Genomic DNA, 20,235 nt, shown 5'->3' with positions numbered 1-20,235 from the left:
CTTTTATGCTTCATTATCAATTTGCGCGCGTTGCAATTTCCCACTGTAATCCACATACACACTTTTCCATTCCGTAAAGACGTCTAATGCTGCAACTCCTGAATCGCGATGGCCATTCCCTGTCCCTTTTGTTCCACCAAATGGCAAATGAATTTCTGCGCCTGTTGTCCCCGCATTGATATAAACAATACCCGTATCTAAATCACGTTGCGCTTTAAACGCACGGTTTACATCTGCAGTATAAATCGAACTGGATAACCCGTAAATCACCCCATTATTCACACTAATCGCTTCATCTAAACTCGCCACTTCAATAATTGAAACGACTGGACCAAAAATTTCTTCTTGCGCTATGCGCATATCGGGTGTCACATCCGTAAACAATGTCGGAGCGTAATAGTTTCCTTTATCGTATATACCTCCTGTTAAAATTTCTCCTCCTACAAGCAGAGTGGCTCCTTCTTGCTGACCAATTTCAATATAAGAATGAATTTTTTCAATCGCTTTTCGATTGATAACTGGACCAATTTTAATGCTTTCATCAGTGCCATCTCCAATTGTTAATGCTTCCATTTTCGTTAACAAACGTTTTTGAAGCTCTTCTTTAACGTCTTTATGCACGATGACACGGCTACAGGCTGTACAGCGTTGACCAGCTGTACCAAATGCACTCCAAAGAATCCCTTCTACAGCTAAATCTAAGTCGGCATCTTCCATCACAATCACTGCATTTTTCCCACCCATTTCAAGTGATACTTTTTTCAAATTACGACCACCTGCTTCTGCCACTTTGCGACCGGTTTCTGTCGATCCTGTAAACGAAATCACTCGCACGTCTTTATGCTCTAGAAGTGCAGTTCCAACTTCTGAACCGGCTCCAAACACAATATTCGCAACACCTTCAGGGAGACCTACTTCTTCAAAGATTTTCGCCATTTCATAGGCCATCATGGGTGTTTCCGTTGCTGGTTTCCAAATAAACGTATTGCCTCCTACGATTGCAGGAAATGATTTCCATGTCGCAATTGCTACCGGAAAATTCCAAGGGGTGATTAATCCAACTACACCAATTGGCGAACGGATACTCATGGCAAACTTGTCTCCCAGTTCTGATGGTGTGGTTTCACCAAACATTCGTCTGCCTTCTCCTGCCATGTAGTACGCCATGTCGATGCCTTCTTGGACTTCGCCACGCCCTTCTTCGATGACTTTCCCCATTTCTTTCGTTAGTACTTGAGCCAATTGTTCTTTTCGCTCTTTCATTAAGCGACCTATTTCATATAAATAATCTGCGCGTTTAGGTGCCGGTACTTTTGCCCATTTTTTCTGTGCGATTACTGCAGCTTGCACAGCCAAATCAACATCTTGCGCTGTAGACATTCGAACTTGTGCTAACTCTTCTCCATTAGCAGGATTCAAAACAGGTCTAAATTCTGCCTGTTCTATTTGTTGCCATTTGCCATTCACAAAATTAGTTAATTTCATCGTCATTGCCCCTTTCAATTACGCTCTTTTGAAAACGCTTTCAACTTCATTATTTCATAGTTTTCTAGAAAATAGTAGGAGATAACTGAAATTTCTGTATTTAAATAAGGATATGCGAAACTTCTATAGAAGAATAATAGTTTTTATTCGTTTTACTAGTTTTTAAATAAGACAAAAACAATACATTTTTGCGTCTTTTTCATTAAACTATTGACACTAACGGTGCGTTATAGTGTATTTTAAAGAGAGAGGTGATTAGATTGTACAAAGTACAAGAAGTGGCAAAAATAGCGGGTGTCAGTGTTCGGACTCTCCACCATTACGACAGCATAGGTTTATTAAAACCTTCAAATATTGGAACAAACCGATATCGTTACTACAACGGAGAAGACTTGAAATTGCTTCAACAGATTTTATTTCTAAAAGAATTGAATTTCTCTTTAAAGAAAATCCAAGAACTTGTAGCGGATGGCTTTGATCGCGAATATGCATTATCGCAGCATATCGACTTATTGGAACAAAAAAAGCAGCGTATTGAAAAGTTGATCCAAAATGCAGAGCGTACTCAACAAGAATTACAAGGCTTGGAAAGTTTGACTGACCAAGAACGTTTTTCAGCTTTTGTCAGTAGTAAAGCTGAAGATTTGATGGAGAAGTACCAAAAACCTGAAACAAGTTCTATTACTGAATCCCTTGAAATACAAAAAGAAAATTCTTTTGCAAATGTTAAAACTCATGAAGAATCAGCCGTCGCAGTTGCTGTAGCGCCTGTTGAAACAGCTGCATCTGAAGAGGCTGTATCCGCATCAAGCGAACCAGCAGTTGAAAAAGAAGAAGAAGATTTAGAAGAAATCAATCGTGAAGGGGATCGTATTTATAATACGGTCGCTAGCTTGATGCATTTGCCTCCTCAAACTGAGGCAGTTCAACAAGAAATGAAAGCTTACTATACGCTGTTAAACCGTTTTTATGAATGTTCACCAAAAATGTTCCGGGGACTGGGTGATTTATACGCCTCAGATAGCCGCTTTGCAAGCAATATCGATCAACATGGACAAGGCTTAGCAAAATACTTGAAAGATGCCATGTACGTCTATGCTGAAGGTTTGCAAGATGCTTGAGCTGATCGGACCGTGCAGTAATTGTGGTAAGGACGTTTATTGCCGTGATGGTTTTTTAGATGGAGTGTATGTAGACGGAGAACTGGTCTGTTTTGAGTGCCAGGAAGAAGTTGAAAATAATTAAAAGGAAAAAAGGTGTTGGAATAAATTTATTCCAACACCTTTTTTATCTTATACTCTAGTTGTTTCTTTTAATGCATCGAGACGCGCCTGTACTTGTTCTCCCGTTAAACCATGTTCAAATGCATAACGGTTACGTGGATGTTCGCGACATTCGTCTGAACATGAACGCATGTATTTATGCTCGTTTTCTTCAGATGTTAAGATTTTCGCATTACATTCCGGGTTTGCACAGTTTACATAACGTTCGCAAGGTTCGCCTGTAAAATGATCTTTCCCAACAACGACGTGCTCTACTTGGTTTACTGGTACGGCAATACGCTCATCAAAAACGTATAATTGGCCATCCCATAGTTCGCCTTTCACTTCAGGATCTTTCCCGTAAGTTACGATCCCTCCGTGAAGTTGTGAAACATCTTCAAATCCTTCTTTTTTCAACCAACCTGAGAATTTTTCACAGCGGATTCCGCCTGTGCAATACGTCAAAATCTTCTTACCCTCAAATTGTTCTTTATTATCGCGAATCCATTCTGGAAGATCGCGGAAGTTTTCAATATCAGGACGAACTGCATTACGGAAGTGCCCTAGGTCATATTCGTAATCGTTTCGCGCATCCAATACGATTGTATCTTGCTCTTGCATTTGTTTATAAAATTCTTTTGGTTCTAAATAAGTACCCGTTAGTTCGTTTGGATTGATATCGTCTTCAAGTCCAAGGTGAACAATTTCCTTTTTCGCACGAACGTGCATTTTTTTAAACGCATGTCCTTCAGCAGCATCGATTTTAAAAGCGATGTCTGAGAAACGCGAATCATTTTTCAGCATTTCCATATAAGCTTCTGTTTGTTCGATTGTGCCGGAACATGTACCGTTTATTCCTTCTTCTGAAACAAGGATACGGCCTTTCAACTCTAACTTTTTGCATGCTGCTAAATGTTCAACTGCAAAAGCTTCTGGATCTTCAATCGGTGTATATAGATAGTAAAGTAAAACATTGTGTGTATGATTTTGCATGAATCATACCTCCTATTTTCTCTATTTGGTTCTATTACAAAAAAAGCAGTAAAAACCTCAATCATTTTATAACAAATAGCGACAAACTTCAACTTTTGCAAGATAACAGAGTCCGATGCATATGATTTTCAGCAGTAAAAAGAGCAGCTAAACAACAGCTGCTCTTTTTACTATTTAACAAACTCTATTTTTCACTGATTTGTTTTCAAAGCACGCTTTAATAGCTTCTGCATTTAACGCCATCATTTCAAAACGCGTTTGGACAGTAGCACTGCCAATATGCGGTAATACTGTTACGTTGGGTAATGTCAGCAGCGGGTGATCTGTTGGCACGGGTTCTTGTTCAAACACATCCAAACCTGCACCCCAAATTTGCTTTTCTTTTAACGCTTCATATAAAGCCATTTCATCAACGATGCCACCTCTAGCTACGTTGATTAAACAAGCACTTTCTTTCATCATTGCTAATTCTTTTGCACCAATCATGCCTTTTGTTTCAGGCGTCAGCGGCGTTAAAATAACGACAAAATCGGAGGTCTTCAACAGTTCCTCAAATTCCGCATAGCGAACGTCTTCTAAATTTCTCCGTGTTCGATTGTGATATAAAATGTCCATCCCGAATCCTTTGGCACGGCGAGCTACGGCTTCACCAATGCGACCCATCCCAATAATTCCAAGCGTAGCTCCACCCACGTTTTGTCCGGTCATGCCCATAGGTGTCCATGACCGCCATTCTCCTGAGCGAACCGTTTTTTCTGCTTCTATCACTCTTCGAGCAGTGGCCAATAATAAGGCAAAGGTCAAATCTGCTGTGGATTCCGTTAACACGTCTGGTGTATTGGTAACCGTCACACCATGTTTATGTGCAGCTTCCAAATCGATATTATTATAGCCAACAGCTAAATTACTAACAATTTTCAAGTTAGGGGCAGCTTCGAAAACCTCCCTATCCACCCGATCGGACAACATCGTCCAAAGTGCATGTGCTTCTTTTGCTTCTTCAAGTAATTTCTCACGCGGAGCAGGTGTATTTTCTTCCGGCCACATTCGAACTTCATATTGTTCTTTTAATTCGGCTACTGCTTGGTCTGGTAATTTTTGCGTAATGAATACAATCGGCTTCATAACCATCCTCCGTCCCTTATTGTTACACAATTATAACAATTAAAAAAACTCCCGGCAATTGCCAGCAGTTTTCTGTTCTTGCTTATTCTTTTTTTCTAATGTAATACCAAATAGCCGCTACGACACCTAATGCAAGTAAGACATACACTACATTTGAGTAAAGCGATAATTGCCGCATAATTTGTTGTCTATTTTCTCCAACTGCTTCTCCCACAAATACCAAAACAGTATTCCACAGCAAAGTGCCAAGTGTACTAAAAATAAGAAATAGCCATACTTTCATATTCGACATCCCCGCAGGAATCGAAATCAAACTACGGACTAGCGGAACTAACCGGCCGAAAAACACCGTCCAAACGCCAAAACGATCAAACCAACTATCCGCCTTATGTATATCTTCTTTTTTCACACGTAGCCAATTGCCATACTTATCAATGATTTTTTCCAATCGGGCCACATCTAGAAGCACCCCGACACCGTACAACATCATCGCTCCACTAACAGAACCTGCTGTAGAGGCCGCTATTACTCCAGGTATGGTCATGGTCGTAGTCGTTGTCATAAATCCGCCGACCGTCAAAACCACTTCTGACGGAATCGGCGGAAAAATATTTTCTAATAGAATAAGAAGAAAAATTCCAAAATAGCCATAATCGGACATAACCGAAGTAATCCAGTCTTCCATCAAAACACTCCTCTTTAAGAAGTTGATCGGAATTTCATCGTTACCGACCATAACTCCGAGCGGCTTCCGATACGTAACGGTGGTCCCCAAAAACCAAATCCAGAAGACACTAGAAAATGCGTACCTCTTATTAAACGATACCCATAATCGAGTTCAAACATTCGCTTTGTTAACAAATGATTTGGCCACATCTGACCTTTATGTGTATGACCGGATAGATGAAAATCCGCTTCCAATTCACTCGGCGTCTTTAAATCTCCAGGAGTATGGTCCATCACAATCCATGGCAACTTATTTTCTTCTGGTTTTAAAGCCGCTAACGAAAGTCGGTTACTATTTGTACGGTCTTCACGCCCTGTTAAATAAAAACGATCCGCAACCAAAACGGTTTCATCTTTTAATATTTTCACACCTGACTTTTCCATTAACTTTACCAATAACGGAATTTTTTTACCATAATACTCATGGTTTCCTAAAACCCCATAAATACCAAGAGTAGGTCGTAATTGTTCCATCACTTCAGACATGCCATAACGTGCATACCAAACTGGATCATCATCCACTAAATCGCCTGCTAACAGCACAATATCTGGATTTAGCGCATTTGTCTTATCAACAAATCGCTGCAAGTGTCTTTTTCCGGACAAAAATCCTAAGTGAAAATCCGAACCAATCACTAGGTGAAGTGGCTCAGCATCTTCCCCTTCTACTGTGAGTTCTAACTCACGAACAACTGGACTGTATGCAAAATAAGTACCCATAACGAACAGTATTAGTAAGATGAATGCTGTTGCCAATCCAATAACAAACACTTCATTTTTAACTTCTATTAGAAATACAAGGACATTTGCTAATGGAATCAATAACAGAGCATATTGTAAAAATGCAAACCAGTAAGAACCGAGTACAGTAAATCCAAGCCACTTATGACCGATTCTCCCGATAACATAGCTATATGCAATCACGAACCATAAAGTTGCAAATAACCACGGGTTCATGTTTTCTATAAAACTTACGAACCAACTATATGTAGCCCAACCCAAATACGCAACAAGTGCTGTATAAATTAATAACGTACTGCCTATCCCTACGACTATCTTCATAAAAACGCCTCTTCTTTCATTAAAATGCTTCGTCTATTAAAAGGAACATTTTTTCCATGTCATAAAAAATAGTATAGCATTTTGACTGATAAGCTACTCAATTGAACTCCTCCCTTACACACTAAGACACTCTCTCCTTCCCACTTTCTAAGTATCGTTCTTTCCTAAGCGTAATACTTAGACTCTTCTACACCTCAAGACCTAGTAAAAGATGCAGTCAGAGACCGTATTGGAAAAGCCATCCTCTTAGTATGATGTAATTACAAATTAAAGAGGAGGCACACAACATGAACAAATTTTGGTTGATCACACTCGGCATTCTTGCCGGAATCATCGCCCTTTCCAATATCGGCGCTTTATTCGCATTGGCAGTATCCGCTGTCGTCGTCTATGCAGGAGTCCACTATTACTTACGTAGCTTATCCACTTGGTCAAAAGTATTTTGGGCGGCAGTTGGAATTATTGGTGTCCTTTCTGCCATCTCTAACGTACCGGCATTAATCGGTCTCGCTGCACTTGCTGGACTGTGGATGATTTACCGCAAATGGACTGGACAAAGCGTTTCAGTTGATGCCATGAAAGAAAGTGACCCATTTACAAATTTTGAATACCAATGGAACAAGTTAACTAAATAAGGAGGAAACGAACATGACAACTTTATGGGAACGTTTAAAATTTGCAGTGGCAACGGACGTCGATGCCCTGGTCGCAAGAAAAGAAGATAAAAATCCTTTAGCTTTACTTAATCATTACATTACCGAGGCAGAAAACCAGACATCCGCAACAGGAAAATGGGTTGAACGCCAAGCTCAACTAAATGGTAAACTAGAAAAAGAATTAACCGAAGCTTCTACTATGCTTCAAAAACGCCAAAGTCAATCCGACTTGGCACAAGCTTCAGGTGAAGCGGATCTTGCTGACTTTGCAGCGATGGAAGTTCAAACTTACGCAGAACGTGTAACGACTTTGCAAAACAACCTTGATGAAAACATCAAGGAACTGACAGGTTTAGAACACCGCTACGAAGAAATGAAACACAAAGTAAAAGACATGAAAGTAAAGCAACTTCAGTTAATGGGCAAAGAAAATGCTACTCGTGCGCATTATCAAATGGACAAACTACTGAGTCCTGAACTTGTCGCAGAGCGCATTGGCTCTTTTGAAGATATGACTTCGTATATTACGACACTTGGCACAAAAGTCGAAGAACGTCACGAACGCTCCGCAATGGAACGTCGTCTGGAATTTTTAGAGAAAAAGAGCGAAAATCAAAAAGAACTTGTTTAAATTAGGATGAGGAGAAGATTTCTTCTTCTCCTTTTTTCTGATACAAAGAAGGAGGCAAAAGCTATGTTCCATTTTTCAACAAACAAGCAAGCGTTTTTTATTTTGAGCGCTTTATTTTTAATTTTTGTAGAAGCTGCCTTTTTTGATAATGGCAGTGTGTTTTTGATTCTTCTTGGTATTGGAACCATCTACTATGCATTAAAAAACAAAGTAAAATACCGTCGTTCTTATTTTTGGATAGGTACTTTCCTCATTGGGATTTCTATTTTGTCGATGTGGAGTTTACGCTTAATGGTCTTTAGCCTTGCCATTTACTTGCTGGTTCGTTTGTGGAAAGGTAATGATTGGCTTCAAACAGCTCCTATATACGAAGCAACGGATAAAGGGCTTATTCAAAACAAAGTATTGTCTGCGCAAAGCACACCCATTGAAGCGTATGAATGGAAAGACATACACGTGCAAGGATTTGTTGGCGATATTTTAGTGGATACCACACAAACAGTCTTGCCGAAAAAGACATCACTCGTTTCTATTCGTCAAGGTTTTGGAAAAATCCAAGTTATTGTTCCTTATGAAGTTCCTGTACGTGTGTTTTATTCCACACTTCTTGGGGAATCCCGTTTTTTCAACGGGGACAAAAAGCGTATTATTAACGGAACAATCCATATAGAAGATGGCTATCCTATAGATGAGGGCAGCAAAGTAGAACTAATCGTTTCTGTCACCACTTGGATGGGCGATGTCGAGGTGATTCGCCGATGAGACAAATAGTCCCGCGCAGTTTATTCTTTATTACACTGTTTGCTTTGATTGTCTTTAGCATTTTATTTGCGTTACTCGGCTTGCCTTCGTTTAAAGGATGGGCTGTTTTATGGGAGGATTTTATCGCAGGATTGCCACTTGGTATTTGGTTATTGGTTCTTATGCTTGCTTTGTCTGTTGGTATCTCATGGTGGACTGAATCATTATCCCGATCAAAAGTACAAGAAATCGAAAAAATTTTTCAAGCACTTTTGCGGAACGAAGATAGCACTGTCGTTCAAGCAGCAAATATGAAAACCTTGCCGCGTAATTTATCCAGCTCTATATTAAAACTACAAAAGCTTCTGGAAACGCAGCGCAAAAGTTTAACGCGGATTGCCAACGAACGAGCGGAAACACAAGATCAGGTGATTCAAGAGCGCTTGATCATGGAACGACAACGACTAGCAAGAGAATTGCATGATTCTGTTTCGCAGCAACTTTTCGCTGCGTCGATGCTGTTGTCATCTATGACAGAAGGCGAAAATGTCCAGCCCGGATTATTGCAAACAGAAAAAATGGTGCAGCAAGCTCAACTAGAAATGCGTGCCTTGTTATTACATTTACGCCCGGCTGCTCTTCACGACAAGAGCTTACGTCAAGGTTTGTTTGAATTGGTTACTGAACTGAAAGAAAAAGTATATTTTACGATTAATCATAAATTAGAAGAAGTACCTTTACAAAAAGGCGCGGAAGATCATTTATTTCGGATAGCACAAGAAACTTTATCAAATACTTTGCGCCATTCGAAAGCTACTGAAGTTCATATTTTGTTTGTCGAACGAGACCACTTCGCCATCTTACGCATACAAGACAATGGGGTTGGATTTGAAAGCGAACAATCTAAATCCACTTCTTACGGCTTAAAGCATATTGAAGAACGCGCCATCGAAATTGGGGCAACAAGCAAAATTGTTTCTGTACCTTCTGAAGGCACCATCGTAGAAATAAAAGTTCCGATTGAAAGGAAGAAAGCCGATGATTCGAATCTTATTAGTGGATGACCATGAAATGGTACGCATAGGTGTCTCAGCTTACTTGCAGTCTCAACAGGATATGGAAGTCGTAGGTGAAGCCACAAATGGACAAGAAGCTGTTCAAATGGCATTACAGTTGCGACCTGATTTAATTTTGATGGATATGGTAATGCCTATTATGAACGGGGCAGAAGCAACAAAAGCCATCATCGAACAGTGGCCAGAAGCCAAAATCATGATTGTTACAAGTTTTCTCGATGATGATAAAGTATACCCAGCTCTCCAAGCGGGAGCCGTCAGTTACATCTTGAAAACATCAAAAGCTTCCCGAATTGCGGATTCGATTCGTGAAACTATGAATGGCACACCGGTTCTCGAGCCAGAAGTAATGACCAAAATGATGAAGCAAATGCGTCATGAACGTGTTCTTCACGACGATTTAACTGAACGTGAAATGGAGATTTTATTGCTTCTCGCACGTGGCTTAACCAACCAAGAAGTTGCCGACCAATTGTTTATTGCAGTAAAAACGGTAAAAACACATGTTTCCAATATTCTTGCGAAACTAGAAGTTCATGACCGAACGCAAGCCGTAATTTATGCATTTCAACATAAATTGATTACCCCTCCCAAATAAATATAAAAATGCCGAACAGTCTAGATACTGTCCGGCATTTTTTAATTATGCATTTAATTTTCGTAACTCAACGCGGCGAATTTTGCCCGAAGCAGTTTTTGGCAATTCTTCTAAAAATTCAATAACACGCGGATATTTATAAGGCGCAGTAATTTCTTTTACATGGTCTTGTAATTGTTTAATTAATGCATCTTTATCCGTTAAGTCTTGCGGGTTGCGCAACACAATATACGCTTTGACAATATTGCCTCGAATTTCATCAGGCGCTGCAACAACGGCGCATTCTTGAATCGCTTCATGCTTCATCAACGCATCTTCAACTTCAAACGGCCCAATGGTGTAACCTGAACTGATGATAATATCATCACTTCTTCCTTCGAACCAGAAGTAGCCATCTTCATCGCGTGATGCTTGGTCTCCTGTTAAATACCAATCCCCACGGAACGCGGCTTTGGTTCGCTCAGAATCACGGTAATATTCACGGAATAATGCTGGACAATCACGGTGAACAGCAATATCTCCTACTTCCCCTACTGCTGTCGGATTGCCTTCATCATTGATGATATCAACTGGATTACCTGGTGTTGGTTTGCCCATTGACCCCGCTTTTACTTCCATGTCTTGTAAAGTGCCAACAAGTAAGGTGTTTTCTGTTTGCCCATAACCATCCCGAACATTTAAATTAAATGCTTGTTGGAATGCTTCGATTACTTGTCGGTTTAAAGGCTCTCCAGCAGACACGGCGGATCTTAACTCTGGTAATTTGTAAGAATCGAGATTCTCTACTTTTGCCATAATCCGGTATTCTGTTGGCGTACAACAAAGAACGTTGATTTCTTCAGTTTTTAGTAAATCCAAGTATTTTAAAGCATCAAACGGTCCGTTGTAAACAAAAGCTGTGGCACCTAATGTAATAGTTGATAGGAAAGGACTCCAAATCCATTTTTGCCACCCAGGCGCTGCCGTTGCCCAAACCATATCGCCACTTTTAACACCTAGCCACTTTGTTGCGGCTGTCCGGACATGGGCATAACCCCAACCATGAACGTGAACTACGCCTTTTGGATTACCGGTTGTACCTGATGTATAAGACAAGAATGCCATATCTTCACGGTTTGTATCGACAGCATCAAAATTTGCTGACTCATTCTCTGCTAGCTCCTCAAAAGATTGCCAGCCTTCTTCTTTGCCGCCGATAATCAATTTGTTGTTTAATGCTTCAAGTTCTTCATCAATCGAGTTGGTCTCAGCAGTCGTTTTATAATGTGCTACAATTCCTTTCGCGCCTGAATGATGCATGCGGTAAACTAAATCTTTTTTACGAAGCATTTCAGAACACGGTATTGCAACGATCCCTGCACGTAAACAAGCTAAATATGTGATGTACGCTTCCGGTATACGCGGAAGAATAATTAGCATGCGGTCACCTTTTTCAATCCCCAACTTTAACAAAGCTTGAGCGTATTGATTCATTTTATCGATTAGCTCTTTATAAGAAAGATCTTCGCGATTGCCTTCGCTATCTAACCATCTAATAGCCAAACGCTCAGTATCTTCTTTGTATTTTTCCAATTCCAAAGTAATATTGTATTGCTCCGGTGCAATTAAATCGTTGAATTCCATAAAATAGCCTCCATTCTAATTTTTCACGCTGGCGGTAAGATTAAATAGTAGACACTCGCTAAAAATGCAAAGGCCGCCAACGCTGCTAAATAAGCTTTAGCTGATGTGAAATTTTGAGTTGTTTTAATAATTTTAACGGACACGAGATACATCCATACAATCCCTATTGCGAGTAATACATAAACTAATGGATGCCCATTCGCTGCTTCTACTAAATATGGGGCCCCAAGAAGCCCAGGTAGTAAAGCTACGGGTGCCGATTGGTTAATGTCCCGTAATAGCCCTTTTCCACCAAAAGCTTTTGATCCTGCCCAGAGTAACAATGCGAGACCAATTTTTGTAACAAACGCCATAAGCAAACCAAACAAAAGAAAAATTGCTGGAACAATGACGTTTTGTAACAAAGTTGAATCGAAACTTGCTATGTATGAGGCATTTGACGCGATTGAAATCGCGCCATAGCCTAAACCAACGATGAACAGCAATAGATTGCTGACCCATTGTGTTTTCGGTAATGCTAAAAATGACCGAAAAGATGAATCATTTAATGCAACCATTTTCCCGACCATTTTACTCACCTTCTCTTTCATCTGTTACATTCCCCATGGCATCAATGCCCATATCGCGACAACAGCGGAAACGACCACCGTTACTCCAGCGCCAAGTGTACTATTGTAACGATATGTTTTAATATCTCTCCACCCATGAATGCGTTCAATCAATTCAATATCGGATTGCTTCGTTAATCTTCTTTGTAAACTTGGCATACGATTCGTAATATACGAAACGACAATTAGTAAGATGAAACTAATCGGTACAGCAAGCATTGCACCTGATAATCCCATACCGTCTGTTACCCCATGCCCAGTCAAAACAATACTCGGGAAAACAAATGGTGACACGATGATGTAAACTGCACCACCAACGACCGAAGCTGCAATGGCGCCGAATTTATTGGCTTCTTTCCACCAAACTCCGACAATAATTAGCGGAGCATTTGTGACTCCAGCTAAACCAAATGCCCATAAAATACTAACTACTAAGAAAGCCGGAGGTTCGATTGCTAGCAAAATACTAACCAATCCGCCTGCAAAAATCGCAATAAAGCCGATACGTAAACTTAGGCGTTGTGGAATATTTGGCTTTAATGTTGCGATAATATCTTGTGAAATCAAAGCGCCAATTGCTAGCAAGTTACCGCTTAACGTTGAAAGTCCTGCTGAAATGGCACCTGCAATGACAAGTGCCGTTACCCATTCTGGGTTATAAACCAAGTTCAAAATAATCGTTAGTTTATCTGCATCTCCTTCTGAAATGACTAGACCTTCAGTGGTGGTGGCAAAGACGCCTACAAAGCCCATGGCATAAGTTGCCGAGAACACTAACCCAAGAATAAAGGCGAACCAAACCATTGCAGAACGCGCACTTTTCAAGCTAGATGCAGTGTAAACACGCATCGCTAGGTGAGGTAATCCTAAAGCTCCAATGGTTAAAGCTGGAATAATAGAGAAATACCATTTAGGTGAAAATTGATAATCAAAGAAAGTTGGCAACGACTCAAGCATCGCCGGAACCATATCCGCATAGAACAGTGGTGGGAAGTACCATCCCGATGCTCCAATTGCTTTCATAATTGCGCCAAGCGGGATGATAAACATTAACGCGATAATAACCATTTGAATCGCAGCATTGTTTGTGGCTCCAGCCATACCACCAATTGTGATGTAGCCCACAATAAGTAGCCCAAACACAAAAAGTCCAGTTAAATAAGGAATTCCGAGTAAGGTTTCAAATGTAATGGCGATTCCAATCATTTGTCCTAACGCATACATAACAGAAACTAATATCATAAAAAGAGCAGCGATAATAGAAGCTGTTACACCGTATCGATCACGGATAAAATGAGTCGGTGAGAAAGCACCCATTCGACGAAGGCTAGTACCATAAATAATCGTGATTAATGGAATTGCCAAAATCAATTGAATCCAAAGCATGATAAATGGCACCTGTAATTTAAGAATTAATGCAGTAATACCAAGGAATGTTGCCAAACTCATGTAAGTCGATGCCATCGCTAAGCCATTAGTAAAAGCTCCAACGTTCCCGCCACCTATGTATAGGTCTTTAGCTGACGCACTTTTCCGGTTGGATATAAATCCAACAATATAAAACAATAAAAATGTTGCTCCTACAACTGCTAAACCGAGAATCGGATTGGATAACTGCCAGTTTTGTGCTTCCATCATTTACACATCCTTTACTTCGCTGGAAACTCCAAGCGCATCGTTTTCACTATCGATTTCATCATCAATACGATTTCCAATTTTCCCAGCTACTATGGTTAAAATGAAAACACCAAACCAGCCCATCAAAATCGGAACAATATACATCACTGGAAAACCAAATAACATCGCATCAACTGGAAATACTGAGAATATTAATCCTACATTACCAACTAGTATAAAGGCCGCTGTCATCCAAATTGTAAATTGAACTTCCTTTTTATACGCTTTCATCATATTCCCCATTTCAATTAAATTCTATATTACCCATCCCCCAACTGAGCGTTCGCTCAGTTTTTAAAAATACGGTCCCCCTTTTTTATTATCTAAAGAATAACTCTCTTGATTGTAACCGCTGTCATAAAATCAAGTCAACTGAATTTTTTAATTATTTAAACTACTATATTAAAAGCATTTATACATTAACAGCGCCTTTTCTTTCTTAGCTAGTATAAGTTTCTTTATTTTTAGTGTATAAGTTATGTATACATTTAACAAAAGGAGTTCATTTATTTATATTTCAATATAATTTTAACCTCCTTCGTTTTCCACTAGCATCTCCCTTGCCTTTTAATTTTTTTCCAAACAACAAAAAAATCCCCTTAGGTTGATATCAACCTAAGGGGATTTGAGAATGAACTTATAGATCTGGCTTATCGTTTTCTTTTTCCATTTTAGCTTCAAACTTCTCAAGTTGGCGCTTCGCAAATTCGCGTCCACCCATACCGAAGGAAATGGCAAATGCTACAGCCAGTCCAGCGATAATGAATAGGAAGGCCAAGTTAACAATGTTTGTCGCAAAATTCAACTGATCAAGCGTCATGAATACGGCAATAATGATAATGATGTATTTCACGACAGCTCCCATAAAGCGATTTCCAGAAGCTTGTTTTACGTAGTTTCCAAGTAAGCTACCACCAATCAATCCTAAACCTAGAATAATTAATGAACTAATGAGAAGCGGCAAGTATGCAATTACTGCTTCACCAATTCCATTTAGTACGTCTAGTTGCAACACGTTCATCGCTTCTACAGTAAAGAAGATAATGATGATCGCTTGCACGACTTTTCCGATGATATTGGCAATATCAAAACTTGGTGTTTTTGTTTTATCCGTGTTCAAATATGTCGAGAAGCGGTTGATCCCTGTTCCATTCAATAAGCTAATCAACAAGTCTCCAACAAATTTGGCGATTAAGACACCCACTAGAATGAGAATGATCGCTACAAAGATGTTTGGAATCATGTTTAAAACTTGGTTGAGCATGTTTACAATGGGTTCAGAGATAGACTGGATGTTCAATGTTTCTAACGCAATTGTCAAAATTGGAATTAAGACAATAACAAAGACGATATTAGCTAATACATTTGCTAATGTTGCTTTGTCTCCAGCGTCCATTCTAGTTGTTCCTGTTGTGCCACTTGGTTTGTTAGTAAACTTATTAAACCACTTATCAATGTTAATGGCTGTTAGTAGGCTGAAGACAAGATTTTTTACAAACTTTGCTACAAAGTAACCAATTACGAGGATAATAATAGCCATGAAAAGATTTGGCAAGAATGCCAATAGCTTATCCATCATATTTGAAATTGGCTGTGCTACATTGTTCATATCCAATGCTTGCAAAACGCTCGGAATAAACAAAATGAAGATTAGGTAATAAAGAATTTTCCCTATAGAATCCAGTATGCTGTCTGCGTCTTCTTTTGTTTTCGCCATATGCCCTTTGACCATGGCCCGATCTGCACCTGCTTTTTTCAATCCTTTAGTGAAAATAGCCCGCACAACCGTTGCTACAATCCATGCGACAAGTAATAATAATAATGCCCCTAAAACGTTTGGAATGTAGTCGATAATCGTGTTTCCAACTCCTCTAAAAGAGTTGCCAATATCATTCATAAACTCGCCCTCCTTTTGTTTTGTACACATTCTATTATTATTATCCCCTTACTTATATGAAACTAAACTCCTAATAACTAAATTGTATAAAATTAGTTGAAAAATCAGATAAAAATACGTAATATCTCTTCCTTAAAGGTTCTACTATATAGAAATCAGAATACTAATGGTTTGAGATAGCCCTCTCCTTCTATTATAATAAAAGAAAAGAGGAGGCGATCCTATGTATATGACAGTCCAGGAAACTGCTGCCTTTTTGTCTATGCCTGAAGAACAAGTCAATCGTTATGTATTAGAAGGCCGTATTCGCGCAGTTCATGACGGAGAGCAATACATGATCAACACTTCTCAATTCGGTACGCATTTTCAGCAGTTGGAACAGGCTAAGTTAGCGTTAGAAGAATGGCGCGCTACGCCAATTCCAGATGATGTGGATATTAAAGATGAAGACTAACCAATAAAAGCATCTAGGACTAACCAGTCCTAGATGCTTTTATATGCATTTTTCTATAATTGATTCTACTAAATTTGTTTACCGAATAAGCTCCGGCACTGAAAGGCTTTTTAACTTTTCTTCTATAAAGCCTCCCCATTTTTCAAACTCTACCAAAAATCCGTCATGACCAAAATCCGTTTCAATGATTTTCCAAGCTGCATTCGTTTGCTTTTCAAGCCACGGAATCATCAGTTCATTTGGATAAAGTAAATCATGGGTAAATGATAACGAATAGACAGGAACTTCTAAAACCGCATCTTCGATATTATGCGTATTCATCGCTTTCAACAATACCAAATAACTATTCGCATCAAAACGACCTGCTAATTTTTCTCCTTGATAATTTAAATAGGACTGGACATTAAATTCATCATCACTCCCACTTCGACCAAAGCGCTGATTGAACATTTTACCACTACGGTAAGTAACCATGCCAGCCATTCTAGCGATTTCAAATCCTTTTAATACACTAGTATCTTCGTAGTTTCCGCTGTTAAAATCTTTATCATTTTCGATAGCTACTATCCCGATATGGTTAAATGCTACCCCATAATCACTATAATACGGCGTAACAGCTAATGGAAAAATCGCCCCGATAAATTCAGGGTAAGTTCTTCCCCATTCTAGGGTTTTCATTCCGCCAAGTGAGCCACCGATCACTGCAGCCACTTTCTTAATTCCTAGCTTTTTTAACGCTAAATATTCGGCTTGGACCATATCACGTATCGTTAGTGTTGGGAAATCAGCTTTGTAAGGTACTCCACTTGTAGGGTTTATCGATAGAGGTCCGGTTGATCCATGACAACCACCCAATACATTAAAAGTAATTACTTGGAAAGCAGTCGTATCCACTGGCATCCCTGGACCAACTAATCCTGCCCACCATCCTGGGTTCTCTGCTGTGCCAACTGCACGTTGATCTCCAGTTAGCGCATGACAAATTAGAATCACGGGGGCATTTTCATCTCCGAGACGTTCATATGCAAGTTCTACATTGTCTATCGTCTTAGTTGAGTCCAAGGTTAATGAGCCAATAGATACTGTTTTCATGCCAATTCCTCCCTATACGTTTTCCAACACGGTTACTTGGATTGCCTGCTCTAAGTCAGCAATTAAATCTTCTGCATTTTCTAATCCTACAGAGAGTCGGATTAACTCTTCTGTTACGCCTGATGATTTCAGTTCTTCGCTGTTTAATTGTTGATGAGTGGTAGAAGCAGGATGGATAATAAGTGATTTTGCATCGCCGACATTGGCAACATGAGACCAAAGCTTAATGCTATCGATTACTTTTCGTCCCGCTTCTCGTCCGCCTTTAATGCCGAAGTTGACGATCGATCCGTAACCGTCGTTTTTCAAATATTTCTTCGCAATTTCGTGGGAAGGATGATCTTCAAATCCTAAGTAATTGACCCATTCAATTTGTGGATGTTGTTTCAAGTATTCTGCGATAATTCGAGCGTTACTGTTATGCCTCGGAATACGTAAGTGCAAAGTTTCTAACCCTTGTAACAAAGCATGTGCGCTGTCTGGGCTCAACGATGGTCCAAAGTCTCGTAACAATTGAACTCGTAGTTTTGTTGCAAAGGCAGCCTCTGGTACATCAATGCCGTAACGTAGCCCGTGGTAAGTTTCATCCGGTTCTGTATAGTTCGGGAAACGCGGATTGTCCCAATTGAATTTCCCAGCATCTACTGCTACGCCACCAATTGTCGTTCCATGTCCACCAATCCATTTTGTAGCTGAATGAATAACTACATCTGCTCCAAACTCAATTGGATTACTGCCGTATGGTGAAGCAAATGTATTATCAATCAATAACGGCAATCCGTGTTCATGAGCGATGTTCGCTACTTTTTCTACGTCAAAGACATTTAAGCTTGGGTTGCCGATAATTTCACCAAATATAGCTTTTGTTTTATCTGTAATTGCGGCTTTAAAATTTTCCGGGTTTGTCGCGTCTACAAATTTCGTTGTAATGCCATAACGCGGTAATGTATTGGCAAATAAATTATAAGTCCCACCATAAAGACTGCTATCCGCTATGATTTCATCTCCAGCTTCTGCAATGTTCAAAATTGAAAAAGCAATTGCTGCCATCCCTGAAGAAAGTGCTACAGCTGCAGTACCGCCTTCTAATAGCGCTACCCGCTGTTCAAATACGTCAACTGTAGGATTCATAATACGCGAGTAAATATTCCCCACGTCTTTCAAACCAAATAAATCTTGTGCATGTTGCGTATCTCTAAAAACATAAGAAGTTGTTTTATAAACCGGTACCCCCCTCGATCCCGTTGTTGGATCTACTTGTTGGCCGCCGTGTAATAATAATGTTTCCGGTTTTAAGTTTGTCATTTTCTATTCCCCCTATTTTTTGTTTTGTTGCTGCGAAGAGAACGAAAAAAGCCCCCTTCGCTAAGAAGAGGGCCGCATATACGGAGTTTTCCTCCTCTTATCTGTCAGAACCTATAACTCCGGTTCTGTAGGAATTAGCACCTTTCCAGACAAAATCATCTGTTGGTTGCTGGGCATCACAGGGCCTATCCCTCCGCCACTCTTGATAAGAGTATTAAATTTAATTTTTATCTTGTTCTGAAGTATAGAAACTTTTTTTTCATTTGTCAACCCTATTAGTCAAAAAATTTTGAAACTTTCAGCTTTTTCAAACGTTATCTTTAGTAGGAAGGAGGAACCCACTGTGTTTATTTGGATTTCGCTCTTATTTATTGTTAGTTATGGAATTGGTTGTTGTCATGGCTCTTTAGCAGCACAACGATTATCGGGTGTGAACGTCAAAACTGCTGGCGTGAAAAATTCTGGTGCCTCTAATGCCGCCATTGTTTTAGGTTGGAAATACGGATTGCTCGTTGCTATTATTGATATCTTTAAAGGGTTTGCGGCAGTTGCAGGGTTGCACTTCTTATTAGGTCTAGGTGATTTTTCTCCGGAACTCACATGGGCAATGCTGTTTGTTGCAGGTGCTGGAGTTATTTTAGGTCATAATTTCCCGTTCTATATGAAATTTAATGGCGGGAAAGGAACTGCGTCTGTAATTGGTGTTATGTTAGCGCTCGACTGGAAACTCGGTTTACTAGGACTATTATTATTGATTGGCGTATCGCTCACCACAAACTACCTTGTTCTAGGCGTACTTGTCCTGTATGCAATTTTCTTTGTGATAGCATTTGTCCCTGCAATTGGACCTTGGCCGCTGCTGATCTCCATCCCACTTTTTGCAATGGCCGTGTGGAAGCACCGCGAAAATATTATCCGAATAAAGAATGGTACTGAAACAAAAGTATCTGCAGTATTAAAAAAGAAATCTTCCACCCCAATTTAATTGGGAATATAAGCACATTTTAAAAGTAATAAAATAAAAAGCTAATCTTCTTCTTGACTTTTTTGTTATTCCACCATAAAGTAGGAATCACGAATCGAATAGCATACATCACTTTCTTATCCAGAGAAACCGAGGGACAGGCCCTATGACGTTTCGGCAGCAGATTTGTTTAACCGCAAAAACTGTGCCAACTCCTGCAAATGCACTTGTGCATTTGGAAGATGAGAATTAGATGGTTT

General features: G+C 39.7%; 20 protein-coding genes and 2 riboswitches. Of the genes, 8 read left to right on the top strand and 12 right to left on the bottom strand.

Translation table 11 applies throughout. The annotated features are described in order from the left end of the window. Window positions 1–3: 3 nt before the first annotated feature. Window positions 4–1,485 carry an aldehyde dehydrogenase family protein gene (locus GPDM_RS07610; protein WP_008430374.1) on the bottom strand — a complete coding sequence of 494 codons (1,482 nt, stop codon included), beginning with the start codon at window positions 1,483–1,485 and terminating at the stop codon, window positions 4–6. A gap of 260 nt (window positions 1,486–1,745) precedes the next feature. Between GPDM_RS07610 and GPDM_RS07605 the strand changes: the two genes are divergently transcribed. Further along, window positions 1,746–2,606: a MerR family transcriptional regulator gene (locus GPDM_RS07605; RefSeq protein WP_008430373.1), complete on the top strand. Its 861-nt coding sequence runs from the start codon at window positions 1,746–1,748 to the stop codon at window positions 2,604–2,606. A 171-nt stretch (window positions 2,607–2,777) separates the two neighbouring features. Here the strand turns inward: GPDM_RS07605 and trhO are convergent, their stop codons facing one another. The 4 genes from trhO to GPDM_RS07585 form a co-directional block, all read right to left on the bottom strand. Further along, window positions 2,778–3,740 carry an oxygen-dependent tRNA uridine(34) hydroxylase TrhO gene (gene trhO, locus GPDM_RS07600; RefSeq protein WP_008430368.1) on the bottom strand — a complete coding sequence of 321 codons (963 nt, stop codon included), beginning with the start codon at window positions 3,738–3,740 and terminating at the stop codon, window positions 2,778–2,780. A 174-nt stretch (window positions 3,741–3,914) separates the two neighbouring features. After that, the gene (locus GPDM_RS07595; protein WP_008430366.1) at window positions 3,915–4,865 is read right to left on the bottom strand and encodes a 2-hydroxyacid dehydrogenase; all 951 of its coding nucleotides are present in this window, start codon (window positions 4,863–4,865) and stop codon (window positions 3,915–3,917) included. Window positions 4,866–4,947: 82 nt separating this feature from the next. After that, window positions 4,948–5,550, bottom strand: coding sequence for a DedA family protein (locus GPDM_RS07590; protein ID WP_008430365.1), 603 nt, complete (start codon window positions 5,548–5,550; stop codon window positions 4,948–4,950). Between the two features lie 14 nt (window positions 5,551–5,564). Beyond that, window positions 5,565–6,653: a metallophosphoesterase gene (locus GPDM_RS07585; protein WP_008430363.1), complete on the bottom strand. Its 1,089-nt coding sequence runs from the start codon at window positions 6,651–6,653 to the stop codon at window positions 5,565–5,567. Window positions 6,654–6,940: 287 nt separating this feature from the next. Here GPDM_RS07585 and GPDM_RS07580 point away from each other — a divergent pair, with 287 nt between their 5' ends. The 5 genes from GPDM_RS07580 to GPDM_RS07560 all read left to right on the top strand — a co-directional run bounded on the left by GPDM_RS07580 (window position 6,941) and on the right by GPDM_RS07560 (window position 10,355). Then, entirely contained in the window at window positions 6,941–7,288 is a 348-nt protein-coding gene (locus GPDM_RS07580; protein WP_008430361.1) for a lmo0954 family membrane protein, read from the top strand. A 13-nt stretch (window positions 7,289–7,301) separates the two neighbouring features. Further along, window positions 7,302–7,940 (top strand): PspA/IM30 family protein, encoded by a 639-nt coding sequence (locus GPDM_RS07575; RefSeq protein ID WP_008430360.1) that lies wholly within the window; start codon window positions 7,302–7,304, stop codon window positions 7,938–7,940. 63 nt (window positions 7,941–8,003) lie between these two features. Continuing rightward, complete coding sequence (gene liaF / locus GPDM_RS07570; protein ID WP_008430359.1) at window positions 8,004–8,702, top strand: cell wall-active antibiotics response protein LiaF; 699 nt, start codon at window positions 8,004–8,006, stop codon at window positions 8,700–8,702. Next, the gene (locus GPDM_RS07565) at window positions 8,699–9,745 is read left to right on the top strand and encodes a sensor histidine kinase (RefSeq protein WP_008430358.1); all 1,047 of its coding nucleotides are present in this window, start codon (window positions 8,699–8,701) and stop codon (window positions 9,743–9,745) included. The genes liaF and GPDM_RS07565 overlap by 4 nt, the downstream gene beginning before the upstream one ends. Next, a complete protein-coding gene (locus tag GPDM_RS07560) occupies window positions 9,720–10,355 on the top strand; it encodes a response regulator transcription factor (protein ID WP_008430357.1) in 636 nt (211 codons plus the stop codon). Before GPDM_RS07565 ends, GPDM_RS07560 begins: the two co-directional genes overlap by 26 nt. 45 nt (window positions 10,356–10,400) lie before the next feature. Here the strand turns inward: GPDM_RS07560 and mbcS are convergent, their stop codons facing one another. The 5 genes from mbcS to GPDM_RS07535 all read right to left on the bottom strand — a co-directional run bounded on the left by mbcS (window position 10,401) and on the right by GPDM_RS07535 (window position 16,160). Further along, on the bottom strand, window positions 10,401–11,978 hold the full coding sequence (gene mbcS / locus GPDM_RS07555; RefSeq protein WP_008430356.1) for an acyl-CoA synthetase MbcS: 1,578 nt from the start codon (window positions 11,976–11,978) through the stop codon (window positions 10,401–10,403). Window positions 11,979–12,001: 23 nt separating this feature from the next. Next, window positions 12,002–12,568, bottom strand: coding sequence for a hypothetical protein (locus GPDM_RS07550; RefSeq protein WP_039863110.1), 567 nt, complete (start codon window positions 12,566–12,568; stop codon window positions 12,002–12,004). 3 nt (window positions 12,569–12,571) lie between these two features. Then, a complete protein-coding gene (locus GPDM_RS07545; RefSeq protein ID WP_008430354.1) occupies window positions 12,572–14,221 on the bottom strand; it encodes a sodium:solute symporter family transporter in 1,650 nt (549 codons plus the stop codon). A 3-nt stretch (window positions 14,222–14,224) separates the two neighbouring features. Then, window positions 14,225–14,494, bottom strand: a complete 270-nt coding sequence (locus GPDM_RS07540) for a hypothetical protein (protein WP_008430353.1) — start codon at window positions 14,492–14,494, stop codon at window positions 14,225–14,227. A 406-nt stretch (window positions 14,495–14,900) separates the two neighbouring features. Beyond that, the gene (locus tag GPDM_RS07535) at window positions 14,901–16,160 is read right to left on the bottom strand and encodes a mechanosensitive ion channel (protein ID WP_008430351.1); all 1,260 of its coding nucleotides are present in this window, start codon (window positions 16,158–16,160) and stop codon (window positions 14,901–14,903) included. A gap of 223 nt (window positions 16,161–16,383) precedes the next feature. On the opposite strand from GPDM_RS07535, the gene GPDM_RS07530 reads away from it, so the two are divergent. Further along, complete coding sequence (locus tag GPDM_RS07530) at window positions 16,384–16,614, top strand: helix-turn-helix domain-containing protein (protein ID WP_008430350.1); 231 nt, start codon at window positions 16,384–16,386, stop codon at window positions 16,612–16,614. Between the two features lie 78 nt (window positions 16,615–16,692). On the opposite strand, the gene metX is transcribed toward GPDM_RS07530, so the two are convergent. Together metX and GPDM_RS07520 are read right to left on the bottom strand one after the other, a co-directional pair. Continuing rightward, window positions 16,693–17,706 carry a homoserine O-acetyltransferase MetX gene (gene metX / locus GPDM_RS07525; protein ID WP_008430346.1) on the bottom strand — a complete coding sequence of 338 codons (1,014 nt, stop codon included), beginning with the start codon at window positions 17,704–17,706 and terminating at the stop codon, window positions 16,693–16,695. 12 nt (window positions 17,707–17,718) lie between these two features. After that, window positions 17,719–19,011, bottom strand: a complete 1,293-nt coding sequence (locus GPDM_RS07520) for an O-acetylhomoserine aminocarboxypropyltransferase/cysteine synthase family protein (RefSeq protein ID WP_008430344.1) — start codon at window positions 19,009–19,011, stop codon at window positions 17,719–17,721. A gap of 94 nt (window positions 19,012–19,105) precedes the next feature. Beyond that, window positions 19,106–19,223: riboswitch (SAM riboswitch) on the bottom strand. 131 nt (window positions 19,224–19,354) lie between these two features. Here GPDM_RS07520 and GPDM_RS07515 point away from each other — a divergent pair. After that, a complete protein-coding gene (locus GPDM_RS07515; RefSeq protein ID WP_008430343.1) occupies window positions 19,355–19,996 on the top strand; it encodes a glycerol-3-phosphate acyltransferase in 642 nt (213 codons plus the stop codon). Window positions 19,997–20,109: 113 nt separating this feature from the next. Beyond that, a riboswitch (SAM riboswitch) is annotated at window positions 20,110–20,224 on the top strand. Window positions 20,225–20,235: the final 11 nt, after the last annotated feature.

This window comes from Planococcus donghaensis MPA1U2 (genome assembly GCF_000189395.1).
Lineage (GTDB): Bacteria > Bacillota > Bacilli > Bacillales_A > Planococcaceae > Planococcus > Planococcus donghaensis_B.
Note: the sequence above shows the minus strand (reverse complement) of the source record. Positions and strands in the feature narration are given on the sequence as shown.

Excerpts from the sequence above, each read along its gene's own strand:
- trhO (WP_008430368.1), bottom strand. The coding sequence starts at position 3,740 with ATGCAAAATCATACACACAATGTTTTACTTTACTATCTATATACACCG.
- GPDM_RS07585 (WP_008430363.1), bottom strand. The coding sequence starts at position 6,653 with ATGAAGATAGTCGTAGGGATAGGCAGTACGTTATTAATTTATACAGCA.
- GPDM_RS07545 (WP_008430354.1), bottom strand. The coding sequence starts at position 14,221 with ATGGAAGCACAAAACTGGCAGTTATCCAATCCGATTCTCGGTTTAGCA.
- GPDM_RS07540 (WP_008430353.1), bottom strand. The coding sequence starts at position 14,494 with ATGAAAGCGTATAAAAAGGAAGTTCAATTTACAATTTGGATGACAGCG.
- mbcS (WP_008430356.1), bottom strand. The coding sequence starts at position 11,978 with ATGGAATTCAACGATTTAATTGCACCGGAGCAATACAATATTACTTTG.
- metX (WP_008430346.1), bottom strand. The coding sequence starts at position 17,706 with ATGAAAACAGTATCTATTGGCTCATTAACCTTGGACTCAACTAAGACG.
- liaF (WP_008430359.1), top strand. The coding sequence starts at position 8,004 with ATGTTCCATTTTTCAACAAACAAGCAAGCGTTTTTTATTTTGAGCGCT.
- GPDM_RS07565 (WP_008430358.1), top strand. The coding sequence starts at position 8,699 with ATGAGACAAATAGTCCCGCGCAGTTTATTCTTTATTACACTGTTTGCT.
- GPDM_RS07575 (WP_008430360.1), top strand. The coding sequence starts at position 7,302 with ATGACAACTTTATGGGAACGTTTAAAATTTGCAGTGGCAACGGACGTC.
- GPDM_RS07520 (WP_008430344.1), bottom strand. The coding sequence starts at position 19,011 with ATGACAAACTTAAAACCGGAAACATTATTATTACACGGCGGCCAACAA.
- GPDM_RS07590 (WP_008430365.1), bottom strand. The coding sequence starts at position 5,550 with ATGGAAGACTGGATTACTTCGGTTATGTCCGATTATGGCTATTTTGGA.
- GPDM_RS07580 (WP_008430361.1), top strand. The coding sequence starts at position 6,941 with ATGAACAAATTTTGGTTGATCACACTCGGCATTCTTGCCGGAATCATC.
- GPDM_RS07535 (WP_008430351.1), bottom strand. The coding sequence starts at position 16,160 with ATGAATGATATTGGCAACTCTTTTAGAGGAGTTGGAAACACGATTATC.
- GPDM_RS07610 (WP_008430374.1), bottom strand. The coding sequence starts at position 1,485 with ATGAAATTAACTAATTTTGTGAATGGCAAATGGCAACAAATAGAACAG.
- GPDM_RS07550 (WP_039863110.1), bottom strand. The coding sequence starts at position 12,568 with ATGAAAGAGAAGGTGAGTAAAATGGTCGGGAAAATGGTTGCATTAAAT.
- GPDM_RS07530 (WP_008430350.1), top strand. The coding sequence starts at position 16,384 with ATGTATATGACAGTCCAGGAAACTGCTGCCTTTTTGTCTATGCCTGAA.
- GPDM_RS07595 (WP_008430366.1), bottom strand. The coding sequence starts at position 4,865 with ATGAAGCCGATTGTATTCATTACGCAAAAATTACCAGACCAAGCAGTA.
- GPDM_RS07560 (WP_008430357.1), top strand. The coding sequence starts at position 9,720 with ATGATTCGAATCTTATTAGTGGATGACCATGAAATGGTACGCATAGGT.